We start from the raw sequence: 20981 nt of genomic DNA on the forward strand, positions 1-20981 counted from the left end.
ATGAATTATATGTAAAAAATTCATATCCGTCAAGATTTTATTCGTTCGAATCTCCATCTAAATTCGGAACTTTAATTTCTTTATTCAATTCCATGAGATGATCCCAATCATCATTATCAATTAACTCAAGTTGAGCTTGGATTAACATTCTAAATCGATTGCGGAAAATTTTGGATTGTTTTTTCAAATCATCAATTTCAAATGTAATTTTTCTTGCTTTAGTTAAGGATTCGTTAATAATACGATCAGCATTTTTCTCTGCTTCTTTTACGATTAATTTGGCTTCCTTTGTAGCATTCCTTTTTACATCTTCAGCCGTTTCTTGGGCTATTAAAATCGATTTATTTAAAGTTTCTTCAATATTAGAGAAGTATCCTAGCTTTTCTTTTAGCTCAATTGCTTTTTCCTCTAATTCCTTCTTATCACGGATGACTAATTCATAATCTTTAATCACTTGATCTAAAAACTCATTTACTTCATCTTCATCATACCCACGAAATCCTCTAGAAAATTCTTTATTATGAATATCCAATGGTGTTAAAGGCACGCTGGCCACCTCCACATAATTCTCTTAATTACAATTAACCTCTTAATTCGACAAATTTAGGCTAGATTCCTTCTAAAAAGTGAAAAAATTTTAATTATTATTTTACTTTCCCAACTTTTATTCTCCATTTTTCCCTTTTTGTTTGTCCTTCTATCTCGATAATCTTGCATCTTCCATGACCTCTCACAGAAATCACGTCTCCTTCTTTACATTCAAAAGATACCTCTTCGACTTGCCTCCAGTTCACCTTGACAACCCCTCCCTTGATTAAAGGAGCTGCTTTCGATCTAGAAAGATTGTAGGCTTCTGCAACCACGACATCTAGCCTCATCGAAGAAACCGTAAACGCCTCTTCTCTCCATTCATCAATAACCTTTATCATCTCATTGGCCTCTTTTTCAACTAATGTTATCTTTGCACGGCCTATAGATTGTAGATTAAGCAAAATGAAGTCAGAGATTTCTTTTGCAACCATAAGCTGAATCGTTTCTTCTTTTTTTAAGATATCCCCGAATTTCGAACGTTTTAAGCCAAGAGACATTAACGAACCTAATACTTGGGGGTGCTCAATTGTTACAAATTTATGAGGATACTGTACTTCAAAAAACTGAACTTGGTAATCAGTTTCTAAAGGCACATAGTAATCTGGAAAAAGCAACGCACGCTTACGCTCTACTTGTGTTGCTCCTCCAAAAAAGGAAATGGTAATTTCGGTATCTTCACCAATTATGCTTTTTATTATTTTTTGTTCTCTTGGATCCAGGAAATCTGTCAGCCTTGGAACAAAAGTAGAGCGCACAGATTCCTTCCATTTTAGAACTTGATCAATAAAAGCATGTTCTTCTGGCCTGAAGTGCTGATAAATCGACATAAAAATTCTCCTCATTCACGGCTCTCATAGCAACTAAAATGCGAAAAGAAAGGGAATCCAATTCAATAGATTCCCTTTCCCTCAAGTTAGTCCTAACATTCCAAATAATGCTGTTAAACCTATACTTGCGAAATTCAATAAGAAGATCGCAACAATTGGTGAAATATCTATCATGCCTAATGGTGGGATAATGCGTTTAAATGGTTCTAAATAAGGCTCACAAATTCTAGCTAATAATTTTCCAAAGCCACTTTCCCTAGCATTCGGAAACCATGATAATAGAATATAAACAATTAATGCATACGTATAGAACCGAATTGCCAATAACAATATTCCTAAAATTGCCTCCATACTTACCACCCCTTTTCAGATAATTCTTCATCATGGAGAGTTTCAGAAATGTTTCCAGAAACATCTACATTATCAGGTGTACATAAAAAGATATTCAAACCAATTTTTTGGATATCTCCTCCAACTGCGTAAACCGTGCCACTTAAAAAATCAACAATTCGAAGTGCTTGATCACGTGAAATTCTTTGTAAATTTATAACCACTGAACGTCTGTTCTTCAAATGATCTGCAATTCCCTGTGCTTCAGAGTAGGATTTTGGTTCAAATAAGATCATCTTAGACGTGGATTTTGGAACACTCTGAAGATTTACCACATTTTGTTTCCCACTCACCTGATGCTTAGCAGAACGAGATATCGGAAACTCTTCCTCTTCTATTTCACGTTCATGCTCATCGTATTCAAATTCTTCATCTAAGGCAAAAAAATTCTTGAGCTTTGACTTCATAGTCATATATATACCTCCTAATTAGAAATGCTGAAGTACCCCGCTTAGACTCAGAAATAACAAATGTTCTAACGCCAGAAAGGCGTTCTTTGCCTTTCTGGCGTTAGGTTATTTGACCTAAGGCGGTATGGGCAATGAAGCTAGACACAACAAGTTAAAATACTGAAAGTGCGCCGGTTGTTACTCGAACAGTGAAGAACCTATGCGAAGAAATGTTGCTCCCTCTTCTATCGCAATTTCATAATCGTTTGACATTCCCATTGAAAGCTCTGTACATGGAGCATATGGAAGTTGTAATGCTTGTACATCATTTCTTAGTTCTTTAAGCGATTTGAAACATTGTCTAACGGCCACCTTATCTTCTGTAAAAGGGGCCATCGTCATAAGCCCTACAACTCTTAAATTATTAAAGGTACTCAGTTCTTTAATAAACTTAATTGTTTCATCCGGAGCAAGACCATGCTTCGTTCCTTCTCCGGATGTATTTACTTGGACAAAACAATTTACTATTTTTGAAGAACGCTTATTAATCTCTTTTGCTAAAGAAATCCGATCCAGAGAATGTATGTAGTCAATTTCATTAATAATATCTTTTGTTTTTCTTGTTTGAAGGGATCCAATATAGTGCCAGGTTGGCCCAGTTCCAAGCGAATGCTTCTTTTCAAGCAAACCAACGTCTCGATTCTCACCAATATGTTTAATCCCAGCTTCAATGGCTTTCCCAGCTAAATCAATAGTAACATATTTTGTCACTGCAACAATAGTAATCTCATCAGGATTTCGACCTGTAATCTGGCATACTTCATGTATTCTATGTTGAATTTGAGCTAGGTTTTCTTTTACTGACAAAGAATTTCAATCCTCCTTGTACCCAATAAAACTCATCATACGTCCGGTACTTCCTTGATCTCTGCGATGTGAAAAAAACAGTTTTTCTTCGCAAGAGGTACAAAAGGATGAGCTTAGAATATGCTCTTCTTCAATTCCAGCATTTCTTAGCAGCTGTTTATTTAACAATGGTAAATTCAAAGAGTATTGACCTAATGATACTTCTTTGAATGGCTTCTTTTCAGATGATGAATCTAATATCCTTTTAACCTCTTGTATCACGTGATCATCTACGATATAGCAGCAATCACGGATAGAAGGACCTATTGAGACAAGAATATCCTTAGGAGATACCCCCTCTACTTGATTCCATCGCTCAACCATCTTAATTGCAATGCATTGCACCGTTCCCCTCCAACCAGCATGTGCTAATCCTATCAGTTTTTTTCCTGGTGCGAAAAAAAACAAGGGAACACAATCCGCATAGCAGGATGTTAACAAAATTGAAGGATCATCCGTATAGATCCCATCTGTAAGAGGGATCCCGTCTCTATACGTAAATACACCTTTTCCAACTTCACGAGTAGATACCCTCTTGATTTCAGACTCATGTACCTGCTCTGAGCAAACCCACTCGGAGGTTGAGAACCCAATAATCTCTGAAAGTTTCACTCTATTTTGATGAACGTGTTCGTCCAAATCATTTACATGTAAGCCTAAATTAAACGATTCAAATGGTTCCTTACTGTATCCACCGTTTTTTGTCGTAAAACCAGCAGTCAAGTGGGGATATAGCTTTTTCCATTCAGATATAAGTACGATCTCATCTTGAATTAGTTGGAAAGGCTCCATCAAAAAAAATCTCCTTTAGCTTTATCGTTTGTTTGTAATGAACTTCTCTATAGGCCTTACATAGAGGAAAATAATACCTTCGACACTATTTTATCATAAATGACGAAAAAACGGGAAATACATTTTTATTGCTAATTAATAGTCTCCTTATACTCTTCTGATGTTTGATAGAAACGGACCAAAATAACATCTGTTCCAATCTTAACAATATTTCTCCACGGAATCATAACCTCTTCATCTTTCCCAAATAATCCAAACATCTTACCTCCTGAAGAGATAATTATAGAATCAATTTTTCCAGTTGTCGTATTAATTTCAAGATCTCCAATATTCCCTAATTTTTTTCCATCTGCAACATTAACAACATCCTTAATTTGAAACTCTGAAATTTTAACCATAACTTACATCATTCCTTTCTACTTGTATCTCTTAAAAAGGTACTACTTCCAACTCATTTATCCATCTGCTCTGAAAATGTATTACGTTGACTTTTAAATTTTGCTTTTTTGTCTTTATGATTCGGGTTCTATGTTTATGATTATATTTATGTGGTGAGTGGAAATAATTCCGCTTATAAATATATATGATACAAGGAATCCTAATCATGCTTAAAAGAAAACATAAAAAAAGAACTGCCCTATGACAGTTCTTACGATTGGATATTTTTATTCATTTGTCTAATCGCAGCTTTTTCTAAGCGAGAGACTTGTGCTTGGGAAATACCAATTTCCTCAGCGACCTCCATTTGGGTTTTACCTTGAAAGAATCTTTTTCTAAGAATGAGCTTCTCTCGGTCGTTTAAGCGTCTCATTCCCTCTTTTAATGCTAATTCTTCAATCCATTGGATGTCTCTATTTTTCTCATCACTTAATTGATCCATTACATAAATCGGATCTCCACCATCATTATAAATGGGTTCGAATAACGAAACTGGATCCTGAATCGCATCTAAAGCAAAAACAATTTCTTCATGAGGTACTCCTAGTTCTTTAGCGATTTCTTCTGCTGAGGGCTCTCTAGAAACCTCACTCATTAATCTTTCTCTTACTTGCAAAGCCTTATAAGCAATATCTCTTAATGATCTTGAAACACGGATTGGGTTATTGTCACGTAAGTATCGTCTAATTTCCCCAATAATCATGGGCACTGCATATGTTGAAAATTTCACATTCTGTCCTAAGTCGAAATTATCAATGGATTTCATCAGACCGATACAGCCTACCTGAAACAAATCATCAACAAATTCTCCTCTATTGTTGAATCTTTGGATGACGCTTAATACAAGTCGCAAGTTTCCGTTTACTAGTTTTTCTCTAGCGTAAAGGTCCCCACTCTGCATTTCCTTGAAAAGCACTCTCATCACATCATTTTTTAATACTGGAAGTTTAGAAGTATCCACGCCGCAGATTTCTACTTTATTTCGAGTCAATTCTTTCCCTCCTGTCAGGAGCTGCTGTACAAAGTAAAGTATCTCCTTTGAAGGGAAATTTATGCACAAGCTAACAGGAGTTGACCCGCTCATTAATCATAAAAATATCTAAAATGCCTGATATTCCTTATTCTTTGTCCTGAAAATTTCTTTATGAATTCTTTAAAATATTTTTAAAAAATCAATATAGAAACTTGTTTTATCCATGACCCATAATTCTCAGAATATTCTCCAACTCACACCATTTTATTAAATTCTTTTCTCAGCCTTTTTATTATTCGTTTTTCTAACCGTGAGATATAGGATTGAGAAATCCCTAACATATCTGCAACATCCTTTTGTGTCTTCTCCTCGCCACCTATAAGTCCGAAGCGCAGCTCCATAATCTGTTTCTCGCGATCATTTAATTGATGTAATGCTTTGATCAATAATTTTTTTTCAACATTTGCTTCTAAATCCTTTGTAATAATATCATCTTCAGTTCCTAGTACATCAGATAAAAGCAATTCATTTCCATCCCAATCAATATTTAATGGCTCGTCGAATGAGACTTCTGATCGAATTTTATTATTTCGACGTAAGTACATTAGAATTTCATTTTCAATACATCGTGAAGCATATGTAGCCAACTTAATCTTCTTTTCAGGATTGAAAGTATTTACAGCTTTTATTAGGCCAATCGTTCCAATACTAATTAAATCTTCAATATTAATCCCTGTATTCTCGAACTTTCTTGCAATATACACAACTAAACGCAAGTTTCGTTCAATTAAAATCGATCTAGTAGCTTTATCCCCAAGCGGAAGTTTCTGTAATAATACTTCTTCCTCGTCTTTTGAAAGTGGTGGTGGCAACGCCTCACTTCCACCAATATAATAGATTTCATCCGTTTTTAAGCCCAACTTTATAAGAACTTTATACCACCATAAGGTTAAATGAATTTTCCAATGTCGCATGAATTGTCCTCCTCTTTAAGCAGATTGTATAGAAGATTGCACAAGCATTTTCGGATGAATAATACAGTCGAATTCATCATCTGATGATAGGGTTGATTTACTTAAACCGATTAGTACCTTCTTGACATGTGTGACTTCGTCGTTTTGTGAAATGGACACCAAATCTGGTTTTATTGCAACCAAAAACTCATGTTGCTGCCCTACCCCACGATATGGGACAATTCGTAATCGACTCTCCCACGGATGATGGGAGCTAACATCAGTAAATGAATCAAAACCTTCTGTTTTTTCAATTATTTCAGGTGGTAAAAATCCCTTAGCTCGACTAACATCTAGTATCATAACTGGAGACTTTGTAATGGGGTCATATAATTGGTTTCCACTATCAACTAATCCCTTTATATTGAGTGTTTGGTCATCTATGGAAATGGAGACCTCTACAAATTGCTCATATTGAATATGCTTAAGTTCCATATCTTCTAATCTAGCTTTTGAAAAGTACCAAAGAACCGGGAAACCTATTACAACGAATGTCCAGCTAATAGGACTCCCGAAACCTGTAGATTTAGTTGCAACCACTCCATTTACTACCTCGATATCGGAGCTTAAAAAATAGTGTACACCAATCATACCTCCCCCCAGAATAAACGTCGCAAAGTAAAAAGTTAGTAAAGTTTGGACAAAATAGCGAGGTCTCTTAAATCCGAATGCGACCAATACCATGACAACTGAGAATAACAGCTTGCTAAAAGGATGGCTGACAACTGAAAAATAAGGCGTTAGCATAAACAGGACAATGGTTGATCCAATTAATGCACTAAGTAGTAGTCGGACTTTTTGTATTCTCCGTTTAAGGATAATGGCTGTTAACAGCAGCAAGGATGCGTCAATACAAAAGTTCAATAACCAGATCGCATCTAAATATACTGTCAAGCTAGCACAACCTTTCATTAATCTATGAAACAGCTCATTTATTTCCTTTGTAAAATCTAGTATATATTCATTCTAGTTGGAAGTCTGTCAGTTTATGCCGACAAGAGCGTAGAAATTTTGAAATATTTAGACCTATTTTGTCAAACATTCTTAAAAGAAGGAGCTTTTTTTGAAACTCCTTTGGCAATCTATAGTTTTTAAAATAGTGAGTTTTTTTATTTAAATTCAGACTAGTTACGTATTTTTATTTTTTTCCTAAATATATTAAAATCTCTCGTTAGAAAGAAGTCATGTTTCATTAAGCCAACATTATGGATCGGGTTAATGGCTTATTTTTCTGTATTCAAATATGTAAAACTTTATAATTCTTGGAAAGAAATATAAAAAAAGTCAGTAGGAAGTTCCCTACTGACTTTTTTAACTAGTATTATCGACGACGGTTACGATTTCTCAGGAACGTCGGTATGTCTAATGCTTCTTCAGCTTGTGGTTGATTAGAAGAAACTTCATCACGCTTAACTTCACGTTTCGTCACTGGAGTAACAGGCTTGCTACCTTGTGTGGAAGGACGATAAGATTTTGGTTCAGCTGAGTTGTTATTGTCTTCAAATCCTGTCGCGATGACAGTAACGATAATTTCATCCTTTAAGTTATCATTTATGACAGACCCAAATATCATGTTAACATCTTGATCAGAAGCAGATGCAACGATATCCGCGGCTTCTTGAACCTCATATAAGCTTAAGTTTGAACCTCCACTTATATTCATCAATACTCCCTGCGCACCATGAATTGAGGTTTCAAGTAGTGGACTAGAGATTGCTCTTTTTGCAGCTTCTGCGGCACGGTTTTCGCCAGTTGAAACACCAATTCCCATTAGTGCAGAGCCTTTATTTGACATAATCGTCTTTACATCTGCGAAATCAAGATTAATCAAACCTGGAACAGCGATTAAATCTGATATACCTTGTACTCCCTGACGAAGTACATTGTCAGCTTCACGGAATGCTTCAAGCATTGGAGTATTTTTGTCAACAATTTCAAGTAGACGATCATTTGGAATAACGATTAATGTATCTACTGCTTCTTTCATTGCTGCAATCCCACCAGAAGCTTGTGATTGACGCTTTCTTCCTTCGAAAGTAAACGGTCTGGTCACAACTCCAACAGTTAAGGCTCCAATCTCACGTGCAATTTGAGCGATTACAGGTGCAGCACCAGTACCCGTACCTCCACCCATTCCTGCTGTGACAAACACCATGTCTGCACCTTTTAGAACTTCTTCAAGCTGTTCACGGCTTTCTTCAGCAGCTTTCTTTCCAACCTCAGGATTCGCTCCAGCTCCAAGTCCTCTAGTAGATTTACCACCGATTTGCATTTTAATTTCCGCTTTGGACAAATTTAAAGCTTGTGCATCCGTATTTACAGCAATAAAATCTACACCTTGAACCCCGTGCTCAATCATTCGGTTAACTGCATTATTACCACCGCCGCCAACACCAATAACCTTTATAGTAGCTAATTGATCTAAATTTGTATCGAACTCCAACATTGTAGGTCCTCCTAATTTACCAATTTCCGTTACTTCATTTTACCTAGCAATATACCATTTTATCGAAAAAAGGTACTTACGCGGAGATATTCACCTGATACGATTTAGTTTAACGTCATTAATACCAGGGGTAGGACTTGTCCTAAGCTTATTCAAAAAAGTAGCCGAAGAACTTTTTGACTTTATTTTGTATGTTATCATCTTCTGATTTTGTTTTCTTTGCTGATTGGTTCTTTTGTACTTTCTTTTCCACAGAATCAACCGAAACAGAAGAACTAATTTTTTTCCCTTGAAGCTTTGCATTTTTAAATGCAAACTGAATTAATCCTACACCTGTCGTATATTGAGGTTCACGAACTCCTATATAATCTGGAGTGGCAATTCGTACGTTACTATCCAAGACGATTTGGGCTAGCTCTGCTACTCCAGGCATTGAAACGACTCCACCTGAAAGTACAAATCCACCTGGAAGATCCTTCACGCCTTGCTTTCTAAGTTCTTGTAAAACAAGCTCTAATACTTCTTCGAGTCTTGCTTCAATAATGTCAGATATCTCTAATTGACTAAACTGCTGATGCTGATCACTTCCGATAATTGGAACACTAAACACTTCTTCTTCTGATGCATGATCATAGAAAGCATGTCCATGCTTGATCTTGATTTTTTCAGCATCTTCGGTTGAAGTACGAAGTCCAATTGATAAATCTTTAGTAATATGCTCGCCACCAACAGGAATGACCATTGTTGAAATAAGATTCCCGTGTTCAAAAATAGAAATATTTGTGGAGCCACCACCAATATCAATAAGTGCAACTCCCAAATTTCTTTCATCCTTAGATAAGGCAATAGAACCTGCAGCTAAAGGCTGAAGGCATATATCAGTTACTTCTAAACCAGCGCGTTCTACACATCGCAATAAATTATGTAAGACTGTTTTAGAACCCGTGATGATGGTTCCTTCCATCTCGAGACGAACACCAATCATTCCTCGAGGGTCGTTAATCTCATCTAATCCATCAACAATAAATTGCCTTGGAATGACATCAATGATCTCTCTTTCAGGAGGAATCGAAATAACTTGAGCTGCATCGATGACACGGTGAATATCTTCATTCGTAATTTCACGGTTATCACTTGATACAGCTACTACACCATGACAAGGTTGCAAGTGGACATGATTACCAGCTACACCAACTACGACTCGATTAATCGATATTCCAACCATTCTTTCAGCTTGTTCAATAGCCCTTTTAATAGAATGAACTGTTTCATCTATGTCAACAATTGTACCTTTACGCAATCCTTCAGATTTTACATTCCCCACTCCAATAATGTTTAAATTATCATTTAACATTTCACCAATGATAACCTTCACATTGGATGTACCGATGTCAAGACTAACGAAAAGCTCATTGCTGTTCATTCTATGGCACCTCCCTTTTAATCTCCGTCTCCACTGTTCATTCACTTTTAGGTTTCCAACATCTTTGTCGGATTTTTCAAATAAATTTATCACATAGGGAAATATTCAACACATACTACTTTTTTCCCTTTTTGTAAAATTAATTTTTTTCTATTTTTTCTCTTGAGGCTGACCATTTTGATATAATAATTCGACGAATGACAGCAATATTTTGGAATAGTCTAACTCCGAACGCAAAAACTGCAGCCAAATACAAGTCTACACCAAGATGGACACCAAGAAAAGCTAAACTTGCAGCTAAGATGATATTAAAAAAGAATCCTGAAACAAAAACCTTTTCATCATATAAATTTTGCATATGAGCCCGTATTCCTCCAAAAAGAGTATCCAGGGATGCAAGAACTGCAATTGATAAATAATTTGAGTATTCATCAGGGATTTTGATTTCTGAAAATAGTCCAAGAATAACTCCTATTATTAATCCTACGAGTGGAAGCCACATATCATGATCCCTCCTTCTCGCTTTTGACAGAATCTAAATGTTTTATACGAATGGGCTGATCGTAGGCGGGAATAGTTAAATGATTGATTGGAGAAGAAATATCTAACTTGAGGCCTTCAATTTCAAACTCAAATTGGATGGATTCAGAAGCTACCATGCGATTGTATAACTTCTCAGCATCACTTGTAATGACCTTTACTTCAATAGGAACTACTGGAAGTCGAAAATTGTTGATTGTTGTATATCCATTCACATCTCTAATTGCAGAAGTGTTTACATACCGTTGCTCTGCAATCGAAATATTAGTCGTTCCATTAATGTTTAATTCATTAATTAGTCTTCTGAGCTGTTCGGCTGACACTCGTGAGCTTGATTGTCCTATTATGGGCTCGTCAAACATCTCTTCTATCTTGATTGTAATGCCTTGTCCACTAACAACAGTCAATCCTGCTTCTTCCCTAAGTGCTTGTAAAGTGTCTTTAAGAGATACCTCTTTGCTTTGCTTTAGATCTGTTTCGTAATCCTTCATTGTTTCTTCGTACTTTCTAATCTCTTTTAATAATTGGGATTGGACATCTAGTTCTTTTTTTATGGCTTCCCTAAGCTCCCATGCGTCTCTTGTATCTCTTATTACGGGTTCATTTGTTGTTTGGAACTGAATGGCTAGCATAAAGCCTACTAATAGGGCAATTAGGGCAAAAATATAAACACTTTTGTTACGCACGAGAACCTCCTTCAAGTTTTCTAATTATTCTTTTCCAATCCAAGCTTTGGATCTAATATGATTTGCTGTTTCTTCTCAATTTTAACTTTAATATTATCATTCACGAGCTGAGCATTTACTCCACCAGTAATATTGAGTGCTGCCTCTAACACGTCAGAGTCACCAATTGCTGAAACCACGAAAGGAGCAGGATGCTGAGTTCCATCTACACTTATAACTGGACCAATACATAAAATATACGAATCGTGAAAGATTCGTTGACCATTTATGGCAATAGCATTAGCACCTGATATCATTAGTTCGTTCATTACATTTTGAATGTGTCCTTCATGAACAATATAGCTGTTTACATTAGCTTCAGTTGGAACGTAAGAAGCATCCTCTAAAGTAACTTCTATTCCTTTACCTTGTACCTTAATTTCACCAACATACATTCTATATTTTTCAACATCTTCAACTAGATTGAATAAGACTTGTTCTTGGTCGCCTAAGTTCTCTTCTACTTGGCGCACTTTTTCTTGCTGTTTAAATAACTCTTGCTGTAAATTCCGATTTGTTTTCTCTTGATTGATTAATGTGTTCCGATATTCATATTCTCTTTCCCATTGACGATCTGTGATAGGATTTTCATCTTTATTTTCACTTTTTGTAAATTGGTAAGAAAATGAAATCATAAAACCTAGCACAACACATACAAAGGATAGAATGACATGATTACCCTTCACTTTCATCTTCCTTCACTTCTTCCTCTTTTTCCTGTTCGATCTCTTTTGGTTCATAAGACTCAAAATAGTATGCCACTTCCATGTGGATGACTCCCTTTAAACTGGCATCAAGCTCGCTTACAATGGAAGGATAGGCACTCATCTTTTTTGCAAAATCAGTTATAGTTGCACTGACCTCGTGACCGTCATTCATAAACAATGTGATATGAAGAAAGTCAGCATCTTGTGGGGTATGATGTATTTCAGAGATAGAATTAGCAATAGCAGGTGATAATTTGGCTAATTCATCCGCCATTTCTTGCAATTCACTACTTGCTTCCCAATTCGTTAGGATAGGCGCATCTGAAGGAATACTTGTCGTTTTAAAAGCCTTAAGAACATTCCCATCCTCTAATATCGGAAAATAAGTCCCTTCATTTATAGCATAGGCGACCCTTTTCATTTCAGTAACTGTTAAAAAGATCGTATTGGGAAACTTCTTTTGAATAACTACTTGTTTAATTTCTTTGTTCTTCTTTACTTTATTTATGATTTTATCCATTTTGAGGTTCCAAAAGCTTGTCCTGTTCGTAATCCCCGACAAGGCAATGATTTCATCAGTAGGTACATGCAAATTCCCTTTAACCTCGATAGTAGCGATATGACTCAAAGGAGATTGAAGATACAAGATACCAATAATGAGAAGAAAAAAGATTGATACATAAATAATTAGTCTTCTGTTTGCCTTTTGTCTTCTTTGTTGCTTAATTTTAGGAATTCTATCTTCAAGTGTCAGGATCTTTCCCTTCTCCATACGTTATCCACCTACATTTTAATAAGATACTATAATTTTTATATAATCGATAGAATAAACGGCATAGAAACATGCCGTTTATTCTTTTAATAGCCCTGTTATTAAACTATGGTGATATTCAAATGTTTCAGGCTGACGTGCCGAGGCCGCCATCCACGAAATAGGATTCTTTTTTCTTTAATAATAGTAAAATTATAGCACAATATGGAAAGATAGTGGGATTATTTTCGGCCAATAATTTCTACTTCTGTATGGAGGTCTATATTATATTTATCTTTTATCGTATTTTGGATATAGTTAATTAGATTTAGTACATCCTCTGCTGTGGCACGATCTTTATTCACAATGAAGTTCGCATGCAGTTCGGATACTTGAGCCCCACCAATTTGGTACCCCTTTAATCCAGCTTTCTCAATTAATTGGCCTGCATACTCTGGAAGTGGATTACGGAAAATACTACCTGCACAAGGAAAGTTCCATGGCTGTGTATCACGTCTGTAATCTTTATTTTTTTGTAACTCTGCCTTAATTACTTCAGTGCTTCCTTCTGACAATTGAAGAACAGCCTCAACACATATTCCAGGTCGTTCTTTTTGAAGAACTGATGTCCGATAAGAGAATTTTAAATCCTCATTGGATACCCATTCAAAAGTGCCATCTTCAAACAGCACATATGCTTTTTTTACTATTTTTGACATATCCGACCGATGAGCTCCTGCATTCATGTAAACTGCTCCACCAAGAGAACCTGGAATACCTCCAGCAAACTCTAGTCCCGCTAAGCCCTTTCTTGCTAAAACAGCCGCAAGCTTTACTAATGAGTAGCCCCCACCTACTGTGATTTCAGTTCCATTGATTTCTAATGAATCTAAACCGTCGCCTAGCTTTATGACAACCCCTTCAATCCCTTTATCTGAGACTAATAGGTTCGACCCTCTGCCAATTGCTCTCCACTTAATTCCAATTTTTTTAATAAATTGAATCGTGGTTTCTAGACCTTGAACTGAAGAAGGTTCAACAAATAAATCAGCCGGTCCTCCGATTTTCATCGTTGTATGATTAGCTATTGATTCCCCTACTAACACTTTCCCAACATTTTCTTTACGAAGTTTACTCGCTATTTTTTCCATGTCGACCTCCTAACCAAAACTGCCACTACCTCATTTTTACTATTCTATGCATGAGAGTTGAGCGAAAGTCATTGTCTATTTTTTGATCAGTTTTTTTATTAATCTATACAACCTAGAGGATGCATCCGGAATTCCAAGTTCTAATGATTTAGAACTCATATCATTCCATTTCACAGTGTTCCCAATGATTCCGTCTATCTCATGTAAAAGTACTTCACCTGATAATTCAGGCTCAACTATCACTATAGCTGCCCCATTCTGCTCTAATGCACGTGCATTTTTTTCTTGGTGATTATTCGTGACATAAGGACTTGGAATTAAGATACTTGGCACCCCAAGTGCCGTTATTTCTGAGAGCGTTGTTGCACCAGCTCTTGCGACGATTAAATCAATATTCTTTAGATAATCCGGCATATTATGCAAAAACGGCTTAATAATGACGTTCGGTGGATTACCCACCTTTTCTACTTCCTCTACCACTTTATCATAATGTACTTCACCGGTAATATATAAAACTTGATAGTCCTTCTTTTTGAAGCTTTGTAATGCCTTTACACATGCATCATTTATAGGTCTTGCTCCTCTGCTTCCACCAACAATCATAACTGTTTTTTTGTTCGGATTTAAACCAAGTTCGGCTTTTTTTACTGGTACATGCTGCACAACCTCTGTCGCTCTTGGATTCCCAGTCAACGACACTTTTTCTTTTGGGAAAAAAGGTGTAGCCTCTTGAAAGCAAATCGCCACATTATCAACATATTTACTTAAAAATTTATTTGTTAATCCAGGAACACTGTTTTGTTCATGTATGATGGTCGGTACTTTGAGTTTGGCTGCAGCGTACACGACAGGACCACATACAAAGCCACCCGTGCCAATTACAATATCTGGCTGAAAGGATTTAATCATCTTCTTACTATCTTGAACACCTTTTAAGAACCTTAGAATCGTTTTCACATTTTCAAATGATAACTTTCTTTTGAACCCAGTTATATGAATCGATTTAAATGGAATTCCTTCTTTTTCTACTATCTTTTTTTCTAATCCTGTTTCAGTTCCGATATACAAAAATAGTGCATTTGGATCCTGCTTTTTTATTTCCTTTATTAACGCAAGAGCTGGATAAATATGTCCACCCGTTCCTCCACCGCTTATTAGTATTTTCATGGGTCACCTCCATTAATCTTAAGTTCCCTACCTAAAAATAGTCTAAACCCTGTTTAATTAAACAGGGTTTATTCATAAGAAATTACGTTTTCTATAGCCTAGCATATCGACTAATATTTAATAACACACCTACCGCCATTAACATGAGTGTTAAGGATGAACCTCCATAGCTAAGGAATGGAAGGGTGATCCCTGTTACTGGCATCAACCCAATAACAACTCCAATATTAATGATGACTTGTATAGCGATCATCGAAATAATTCCTATTGCTAAAAAACTCCCAAACAAATCTGGTGCACCAAGGGCAATTCGAACCCCTCTCCAAAGTAACAATGCAAATAACAAAATAACGAGCGATCCACCAATGAATCCGAGTTCTTCTGCTAAAATCGCAAAGATAAAATCTGTCTGAGGCTCTGGAAGATAAAAGAACTTTTGACGGCTTTTCCCAAGACCTAAGCCCAGCAATCCACCTGGACCAATGGCATAAAGCGACTGGATAATTTGGAATCCACTATCTGTTGGGTCCTGCCATGGATCTAAAAACGACGTGATACGTTTAATTCGATAGGGAGCAGACAATATTAATGCTACAAATCCAGCAACACCTATTAGTCCTAATCCAACAAAGTGACTAATTCTCCCACCCGCAACGAAAATCATGACCATGCACGTTCCGACCATTACCGTCCCTGTACCCAAGTCCGGCTGAATCATAATCATCCCAAATGCAAGAAACACTAACGAAAGGGATGGAACGAGGCCCTTCCTAAAGGAAGTTATTTTCTTTTGATTTTCAGATAAGTATTTTGCAAGAAACGCAATCATTGCTAGCTTCATAAATTCTGATGGCTGAATTGAAAAAGCTCCAATACCAATCCAACTTGTAGCTCCACCACGTGTCAAACCCACTCCTGGAATGAGAACTAATACAAGTAATCCAAAACAAATTATGAGAACAATTTTGGCCCATGTCCGCCATGTCCAATAATCAATATTCATGATAAGAAACATTGCAATAATACCTAAGCCAGCAAAAAGAAGCTGCCTTTTTGCAAAGAAAAAAGAGTCTTCAAATTTAAAAGTTGCCCAAGCGGCACTAGCACTGTAAACCATAATCATACCAACTGCTAAAAGCATTAATGTAATCACTACTAATAAAAAATCTGGTGTAGACTTTTTTGTCGGCAATTGTGTCACCTCAGGTCCTAGATTAAAGGCGAGGTACTTTGTCCAGTTCCAGCGTCGGAGTCCGCCTGAGGTCAAATAACCTAAATAAAATAAATGGGAAAAGAGACCCTTTTTATCAATTCAGACCATTTTCTATGCCTGAGACTACCCGGTGCGCTTGTACTTTTCGTTTGGCCAAGCCCTTATTTCAGTCTATGCACAGCCTCTACAAAAATGTCTCCTCTCACTTCAAATGTTTTATGTTGATCCCAGCTTGCGCAAGCAGGTGATAACAATATAACATCATGTGGATTAGAGAGCTCATACGCTAAAGGTACTGCATGTTCCACATTATCGACATGTTCAATCGTTTTAATCCCTGCAACTTGAGCCATTTTAATTAATTTTTCAGCTGTTTGCCCAAACACAACAAGTGCTTTTACATTATTCATGTAAGGCATTAAATCATCGAAGTCATTTCCACGATCCAAGCCACCAGCTAGTAGTATTGTAGGCTGTGTAAAGGAGGACAAAGCCTTCGAAGTAGCTAACATATTGGTTGCTTTTGAATCATTATAAAAAATCCGATCATTTAGGGAACAAACAAATTGAAGTCTGTGCTTGACACCTGTAAATGTTCTCAGGACTTGTATAATACACTCGTTTGGGACTCCAACTAGCTTTGCTACAGAAAGAGCGGCTAAAACATTCTCTATATTATGTTCTCCTGGCAAAGCGATATCCTTGATTCTAACGATGTTTTCACCTAGGAATCGTATGTATTCTCCAGAAACACAAGCACCGTTTGGCTGGTCTTGTCTCGTTGAAAAATAGACTTTTTGAGCTTTAGATGCTGATGCAAGTGCACAGACTTCAGCATCTTCTGCATTAATCACTGCAAATTCTTCTTCTGTTTGCTGCATGAAGATGTTGGCTTTTGCTTTTCCGTATTCCAAAGCGGTACCGTGATAATCAAGGTGAGCCTCAAACAAATTTAGAAAAACAGAAATCTTAGGTCGAAATGTTTTTACGCCTAATAGCTGGAATGAAGATAATTCAGTCACAATATAATGGTCCTTATCTGCAGTTTGAGCTACCTCACAAGCTACAGTTCCTATATTCCCTGCAATAAGTGGTCGTTTAAATCCAGCTTCTAGCATTTCGAAAAGCAGCGTAGTTGTTGTCGTTTTTCCATTCGAGCCTGTAATCCCAATAAAAGGTGCCTCAGAAATTTGATAGGCTAACTCGATCTCAGTAAGAATTGGTATGTTTAGCAGCATTGCTTTTTGAATTAATGGATTTGTATAAGGAATCCCTGGGTTTTTCATAACTATATGTAATGTTTCGTCCACTAATTCTAATGGGTGTCCTCCGCAAATAACCAGTATCCCTAAGTCTTGTAAGGATTGGGCCGTTTCATTTTTCTCTAGAGGCAGCCTGTCATTTACAGTAACATTTGCCCCTAACTGATGAAGAAGCCTAGCCGCTGCATACCCGCTTTTCGCTAAGCCAACTACTAGTACATTCTGGTTGGTATACAATTGTATGTTTTTCACTTACATCCACACCTCTATATAAATTCCGATTGCTGCAAAAACAAGTCCTACACTCCAAAAAGTAACAACCACTCTCCACTCTGACCAACCCACTATTTCATAGTGATGGTGGAGAGGACTCATTTTAAACACTCTTTTACCTGTAGTTTTAAATGAAATAACTTGTATAATTACTGACAAGGTTTCTAGGACGAACACTCCACCTATTATGACCAAAAGAATTTCAAGCTTTGTTAGTATAGCCACAGTCGCGATCGCACCACCTAGTGCAAGTGAACCCGTATCACCCATAAAAACTTTAGCAGGATGTGCATTGAAGACAAGAAAACCTAATACAGAACCAACAACTGCCAATGAAAAAATCGCAACATCAAATTGTGATTGATTCCAAGCTAAGACTGCGAATGCCCCAAAAGCAATAGCAGAGGTTCCAGCAAGTAATCCATCCAGACCATCTGTTAAATTGACCGCATTAGAACCGCCAACTAGCATGAAGACCAAGAGGATAATGTAAAACCAACCTAAATCAAAAGAATAGGTTGTTCCAGGGATACCTACAACTGTTGAAAAGTCATGTTGGATAAAGATGATAAAGAAAATAATGGCAATTAGAATTTGGCCAAGTAATTTTTGTTTAGATGTTAAACCTAAGTTTCTTTTCATCACGACTTTAATAAAGTCATCTAAAAAACCTACTATTCCAAAACCAATTGTCACAAGCAGTAGTAGCAAAATTTCAACCGACGGTGTTGAGAATTTAAAGGCCATTACTAAAGTGGTGATTAGAATCGATAATATAATCACCACTCCACCCATTGTCGGTGTACCAGATTTCTTTTGATGAGATTTTGGACCTTCTTCTCTAATACTTTGACCGAATTTCAATCGACGTAAGAAAGGAATAAAGATAGGCGAAAGAAGAACAGATATCAGAAAGCCCATTAAGATTGTAAAGAGTATCACTTGTTCTACCATTGCCTTACCCCTCCTTTCCCATCAGAAAACACAAGGAAAATTAACTTTGACCATATAGTGGGGTAATTTAACATTTTGTCTTTTACAGCATTAGCATATGAAGCAAATTCATCATTATGTTTAATAGTTATAGAAAATAAGCAATTGGTATGCACAGTTTTAGTTCCTTTCAAATAATTCGATTGAATATATTTTTTTATGACATTCATTTGCGGATTTCATTAGATTTTACAAAAATAATCATTTAAAGTAGCTGGTAGTAATAATCCCATTTTAGAATTATGCTAGTCTCTCTAATATGGCCTTTTTTGCTACTTCACGATCATCAAAGTTATAAACCTTTTGGCCAATGATTTGATAGGTTTCATGTCCTTTACCTGCGATAAGGACGATATCGTCCTTATTAGCTTGTTTGATTGCATAACGTATCGCTTCTTCACGGTCTTCTATGGTTTGATAGCTACCTGCCTTTACTCCCGCTTCCATTTCTTTTAATATTTGGTTAGGGTCTTCTGACCGGGGATTATCAGAGGTGAAAATGGGAACATCTGCAAGAGCAGTTGCAATTCTAGCCATGATCGGTCTTTTGGTCTTATCGCGATCTCCGCCACAACCAACGATGGCAAAAATTTTCCCTTTTGCGAATTGTTTAAGTGTTGTGAGCGCATTTTCAAGACTGTCTGGCGTGTGGGCAAAGTCAACAACCACGGCAAAATCTTGCCCCGCATGAACCAACTCGAATCTACCTTGAACCCCATTTAATTTTACTATCGTTTCTAGAATGATTGGAATAGGCACTTTAGCTACAAGTGATGTAGAAACGGCTGCTAAAACATTATAAACACTGAACATACCAACTAGGTTTATTTCAACGCTGTACGACTCTTCAAATATTGAAAGTATAAAGCTAGTACCAGTATGTTTCATTTTAATACTGGAAGCCATAATATCGCTCTGTTTTTTAATGCCATATGTGATGATATGTGCAGCGGAACTTCTTCTATATTCATCCGCTGCTTCGTCATCATTATTCAGCACTGCAAATTTTTCCTTGTTCGGATCAAAGGTGTTTCCTAATTGTGAGAATAATAAGCCTTTCGTGCGACGATATTCAGCCATTGTCCCATGATAGTCTAGATGATCCTGTGTCAAATTAGTAAAGACCGCAATATCAAAGTCACATCCGTGAGTTCTTCCTAAGTCTAGAGCATGTGAAGATACTTCCATGATCGCTGTATCGACCTCATTTTGTACCATTTTAAAGAATGTTTTTTGGAGTGTTAAGGACTCTGGAGTTGTATTCTTCACTTCAAAGGTTTGGTCTCCAATTTTGGTATGTAATGTTCCAATCAATCCTGTTTTCTTCCCTGAAGCAATTATTATTTGGTCAATCATATGAGTAGTTGAGGTTTTTCCATTTGTGCCCGTAACTCCTATTAGAGTTAGCTTATGACTGGGGTGTTTGTAATAGGCATCTGCTAGAACAGCCATTGCCCGTTTTGAGTCATTTACCACTACAACAGGAACTGACAATTCTAATGGAAGTTCCGAGATAATCGCTATTGCTCCGTTAGAAATGGCTTGTTCTACAAATTCATGACCATCTAGTGTATATCCGTTTATACAAATAAATAAGCTACCTTGTTTGACCTCTCTTGAGTCCATTTCTATAGAAGTGATTAGAGGATTTTCTAATGTTTGTGACTTGTAAAAGGTAAGATAAGAAAGTAAAGATTGTAAGTGCATAATCATCCTCCTATTCGATTAATAAAGTCTTTGGTATATGCGGATTTAGACAGTTAAAGGGTTCACTCTGAACCACTTTTAGTAGAATTCTCCAAAAGGTTAGTTTCAGAGTAATCCGTTATATAAACAGAGACTTTGAAAAAGTCCAATTTTTAAAAGTATGTTAAATCTACCTATTGATTTCCAATCCAGGATGCACCCCATTCCCCGGGGCGGGCAAAAAAGGAAGGTTATTTTTCATTACCGTGAAAAAACCTACCTCGGCGCAAACGCCTTGCGCAGGAGTCGAGCATATCCGCTCCAA

General features: G+C 36.7%; 22 protein-coding genes. All 22 read right to left on the minus strand.

Features of this window, described 5'->3' with window-relative positions; translation table 11 throughout:
• Positions 1–37: 37 nt before the first annotated feature.
• Positions 38–547 (minus strand): DivIVA domain-containing protein, encoded by a 510-nt coding sequence (locus tag ACOI1C_RS01740; protein ID WP_422507355.1) that lies wholly within the window; start codon positions 545–547, stop codon positions 38–40.
• Positions 548–644: 97 nt separating this feature from the next.
• The gene (locus ACOI1C_RS01745) at positions 645–1418 is read right to left on the minus strand and encodes an RNA-binding protein (protein WP_422507357.1); all 774 of its coding nucleotides are present in this window, start codon (positions 1416–1418) and stop codon (positions 645–647) included.
• A gap of 81 nt (positions 1419–1499) precedes the next feature.
• On the minus strand, positions 1500–1769 hold the full coding sequence (locus ACOI1C_RS01750) for a YggT family protein (RefSeq protein WP_422507359.1): 270 nt from the start codon (positions 1767–1769) through the stop codon (positions 1500–1502).
• Between the two features lie 2 nt (positions 1770–1771).
• Positions 1772–2221 carry a cell division protein SepF gene (locus tag ACOI1C_RS01755; RefSeq protein WP_422507361.1) on the minus strand — a complete coding sequence of 150 codons (450 nt, stop codon included), beginning with the start codon at positions 2219–2221 and terminating at the stop codon, positions 1772–1774.
• Positions 2222–2395: 174 nt separating this feature from the next.
• Positions 2396–3064: a YggS family pyridoxal phosphate-dependent enzyme gene (locus ACOI1C_RS01760; RefSeq protein ID WP_422507363.1), complete on the minus strand. Its 669-nt coding sequence runs from the start codon at positions 3062–3064 to the stop codon at positions 2396–2398.
• A 6-nt stretch (positions 3065–3070) separates the two neighbouring features.
• Complete coding sequence (gene pgeF / locus ACOI1C_RS01765) at positions 3071–3898, minus strand: peptidoglycan editing factor PgeF (protein ID WP_422507365.1); 828 nt, start codon at positions 3896–3898, stop codon at positions 3071–3073.
• Between the two features lie 128 nt (positions 3899–4026).
• On the minus strand, positions 4027–4293 hold the full coding sequence (locus ACOI1C_RS01770; protein ID WP_422507367.1) for a YlmC/YmxH family sporulation protein: 267 nt from the start codon (positions 4291–4293) through the stop codon (positions 4027–4029).
• A 251-nt stretch (positions 4294–4544) separates the two neighbouring features.
• Positions 4545–5324: an RNA polymerase sporulation sigma factor SigG gene (sigG, locus tag ACOI1C_RS01775; protein WP_422507369.1), complete on the minus strand. Its 780-nt coding sequence runs from the start codon at positions 5322–5324 to the stop codon at positions 4545–4547.
• Between the two features lie 236 nt (positions 5325–5560).
• Positions 5561–6280 carry an RNA polymerase sporulation sigma factor SigE gene (gene sigE, locus ACOI1C_RS01780; RefSeq protein WP_422507371.1) on the minus strand — a complete coding sequence of 240 codons (720 nt, stop codon included), beginning with the start codon at positions 6278–6280 and terminating at the stop codon, positions 5561–5563.
• A gap of 15 nt (positions 6281–6295) precedes the next feature.
• Positions 6296–7213, minus strand: coding sequence for a sigma-E processing peptidase SpoIIGA (spoIIGA, locus tag ACOI1C_RS01785; protein WP_422507373.1), 918 nt, complete (start codon positions 7211–7213; stop codon positions 6296–6298).
• A gap of 427 nt (positions 7214–7640) precedes the next feature.
• Positions 7641–8765 (minus strand): cell division protein FtsZ, encoded by a 1125-nt coding sequence (gene ftsZ, locus ACOI1C_RS01790; RefSeq protein ID WP_422507375.1) that lies wholly within the window; start codon positions 8763–8765, stop codon positions 7641–7643.
• A gap of 148 nt (positions 8766–8913) precedes the next feature.
• Positions 8914–10188, minus strand: a complete 1275-nt coding sequence (ftsA, locus tag ACOI1C_RS01795) for a cell division protein FtsA (RefSeq protein ID WP_422507377.1) — start codon at positions 10186–10188, stop codon at positions 8914–8916.
• A gap of 139 nt (positions 10189–10327) precedes the next feature.
• Complete coding sequence (locus ACOI1C_RS01800; protein WP_422507379.1) at positions 10328–10690, minus strand: small basic family protein; 363 nt, start codon at positions 10688–10690, stop codon at positions 10328–10330.
• Between the two features lies 1 nt (position 10691).
• Positions 10692–11414, minus strand: a complete 723-nt coding sequence (locus tag ACOI1C_RS01805) for a DUF881 domain-containing protein (protein ID WP_422507381.1) — start codon at positions 11412–11414, stop codon at positions 10692–10694.
• A gap of 20 nt (positions 11415–11434) precedes the next feature.
• A complete protein-coding gene (locus ACOI1C_RS01810) occupies positions 11435–12145 on the minus strand; it encodes a DUF881 domain-containing protein (protein ID WP_422507383.1) in 711 nt (236 codons plus the stop codon).
• Positions 12129–12932, minus strand: coding sequence for a cell division protein FtsQ/DivIB (locus ACOI1C_RS01815; RefSeq protein WP_422507385.1), 804 nt, complete (start codon positions 12930–12932; stop codon positions 12129–12131). Before ACOI1C_RS01815 ends, ACOI1C_RS01810 begins: the two co-directional genes overlap by 17 nt.
• A 221-nt stretch (positions 12933–13153) precedes the next feature.
• Complete coding sequence (gene murB / locus ACOI1C_RS01820; RefSeq protein WP_422507387.1) at positions 13154–14062, minus strand: UDP-N-acetylmuramate dehydrogenase; 909 nt, start codon at positions 14060–14062, stop codon at positions 13154–13156.
• Positions 14063–14137: 75 nt separating this feature from the next.
• Positions 14138–15229 carry an undecaprenyldiphospho-muramoylpentapeptide beta-N-acetylglucosaminyltransferase gene (murG, locus tag ACOI1C_RS01825; RefSeq protein ID WP_422507389.1) on the minus strand — a complete coding sequence of 364 codons (1092 nt, stop codon included), beginning with the start codon at positions 15227–15229 and terminating at the stop codon, positions 14138–14140.
• A 91-nt stretch (positions 15230–15320) separates the two neighbouring features.
• Positions 15321–16421, minus strand: a complete 1101-nt coding sequence (gene spoVE, locus ACOI1C_RS01830) for a stage V sporulation protein E (RefSeq protein WP_422507391.1) — start codon at positions 16419–16421, stop codon at positions 15321–15323.
• A 182-nt stretch (positions 16422–16603) separates the two neighbouring features.
• Positions 16604–17956, minus strand: coding sequence for a UDP-N-acetylmuramoyl-L-alanine--D-glutamate ligase (murD, locus tag ACOI1C_RS01835; protein ID WP_422507393.1), 1353 nt, complete (start codon positions 17954–17956; stop codon positions 16604–16606).
• Positions 17957–18931, minus strand: coding sequence for a phospho-N-acetylmuramoyl-pentapeptide-transferase (gene mraY, locus ACOI1C_RS01840; RefSeq protein ID WP_422507395.1), 975 nt, complete (start codon positions 18929–18931; stop codon positions 17957–17959).
• 279 nt (positions 18932–19210) lie between these two features.
• Positions 19211–20677 (minus strand): UDP-N-acetylmuramoyl-L-alanyl-D-glutamate--2,6-diaminopimelate ligase, encoded by a 1467-nt coding sequence (locus ACOI1C_RS01845; protein ID WP_422507397.1) that lies wholly within the window; start codon positions 20675–20677, stop codon positions 19211–19213.
• Positions 20678–20981 lie beyond the last annotated feature (304 nt).

The organism is Bacillus sp. DJP31 (assembly GCF_049310945.1).
In the GTDB taxonomy this organism is placed as follows: Bacteria; Bacillota; Bacilli; order Bacillales; family SA4; genus Bacillus_BS.

Bases quoted from the DNA above. Each gene is read 5' to 3' on its own strand.
- ACOI1C_RS01745 (WP_422507357.1), bottom strand. From the start codon at position 1,418: ATGTCGATTTATCAGCACTTCAGGCCAGAAGAACATGCTTTTATTGAT.
- ACOI1C_RS01750 (WP_422507359.1), bottom strand. From the start codon at position 1,769: ATGGAGGCAATTTTAGGAATATTGTTATTGGCAATTCGGTTCTATACG.
- ACOI1C_RS01755 (WP_422507361.1), bottom strand. From the start codon at position 2,221: ATGACTATGAAGTCAAAGCTCAAGAATTTTTTTGCCTTAGATGAAGAA.
- ACOI1C_RS01770 (WP_422507367.1), bottom strand. From the start codon at position 4,293: ATGGTTAAAATTTCAGAGTTTCAAATTAAGGATGTTGTTAATGTTGCA.
- sigE (WP_422507371.1), bottom strand. From the start codon at position 6,280: ATGCGACATTGGAAAATTCATTTAACCTTATGGTGGTATAAAGTTCTT.
- ftsZ (WP_422507375.1), bottom strand. From the start codon at position 8,765: ATGTTGGAGTTCGATACAAATTTAGATCAATTAGCTACTATAAAGGTT.
- ftsA (WP_422507377.1), bottom strand. From the start codon at position 10,188: ATGAACAGCAATGAGCTTTTCGTTAGTCTTGACATCGGTACATCCAAT.
- ACOI1C_RS01800 (WP_422507379.1), bottom strand. From the start codon at position 10,690: ATGTGGCTTCCACTCGTAGGATTAATAATAGGAGTTATTCTTGGACTA.
- ACOI1C_RS01810 (WP_422507383.1), bottom strand. From the start codon at position 12,145: ATGAAAGTGAAGGGTAATCATGTCATTCTATCCTTTGTATGTGTTGTG.
- ACOI1C_RS01815 (WP_422507385.1), bottom strand. From the start codon at position 12,932: ATGGAGAAGGGAAAGATCCTGACACTTGAAGATAGAATTCCTAAAATT.
- murB (WP_422507387.1), bottom strand. From the start codon at position 14,062: ATGGAAAAAATAGCGAGTAAACTTCGTAAAGAAAATGTTGGGAAAGTG.
- murG (WP_422507389.1), bottom strand. From the start codon at position 15,229: ATGAAAATACTAATAAGCGGTGGAGGAACGGGTGGACATATTTATCCA.
- mraY (WP_422507395.1), bottom strand. From the start codon at position 18,931: ATGGTAGAACAAGTGATACTCTTTACAATCTTAATGGGCTTTCTGATA.
- ACOI1C_RS01845 (WP_422507397.1), bottom strand. From the start codon at position 20,677: ATGCACTTACAATCTTTACTTTCTTATCTTACCTTTTACAAGTCACAA.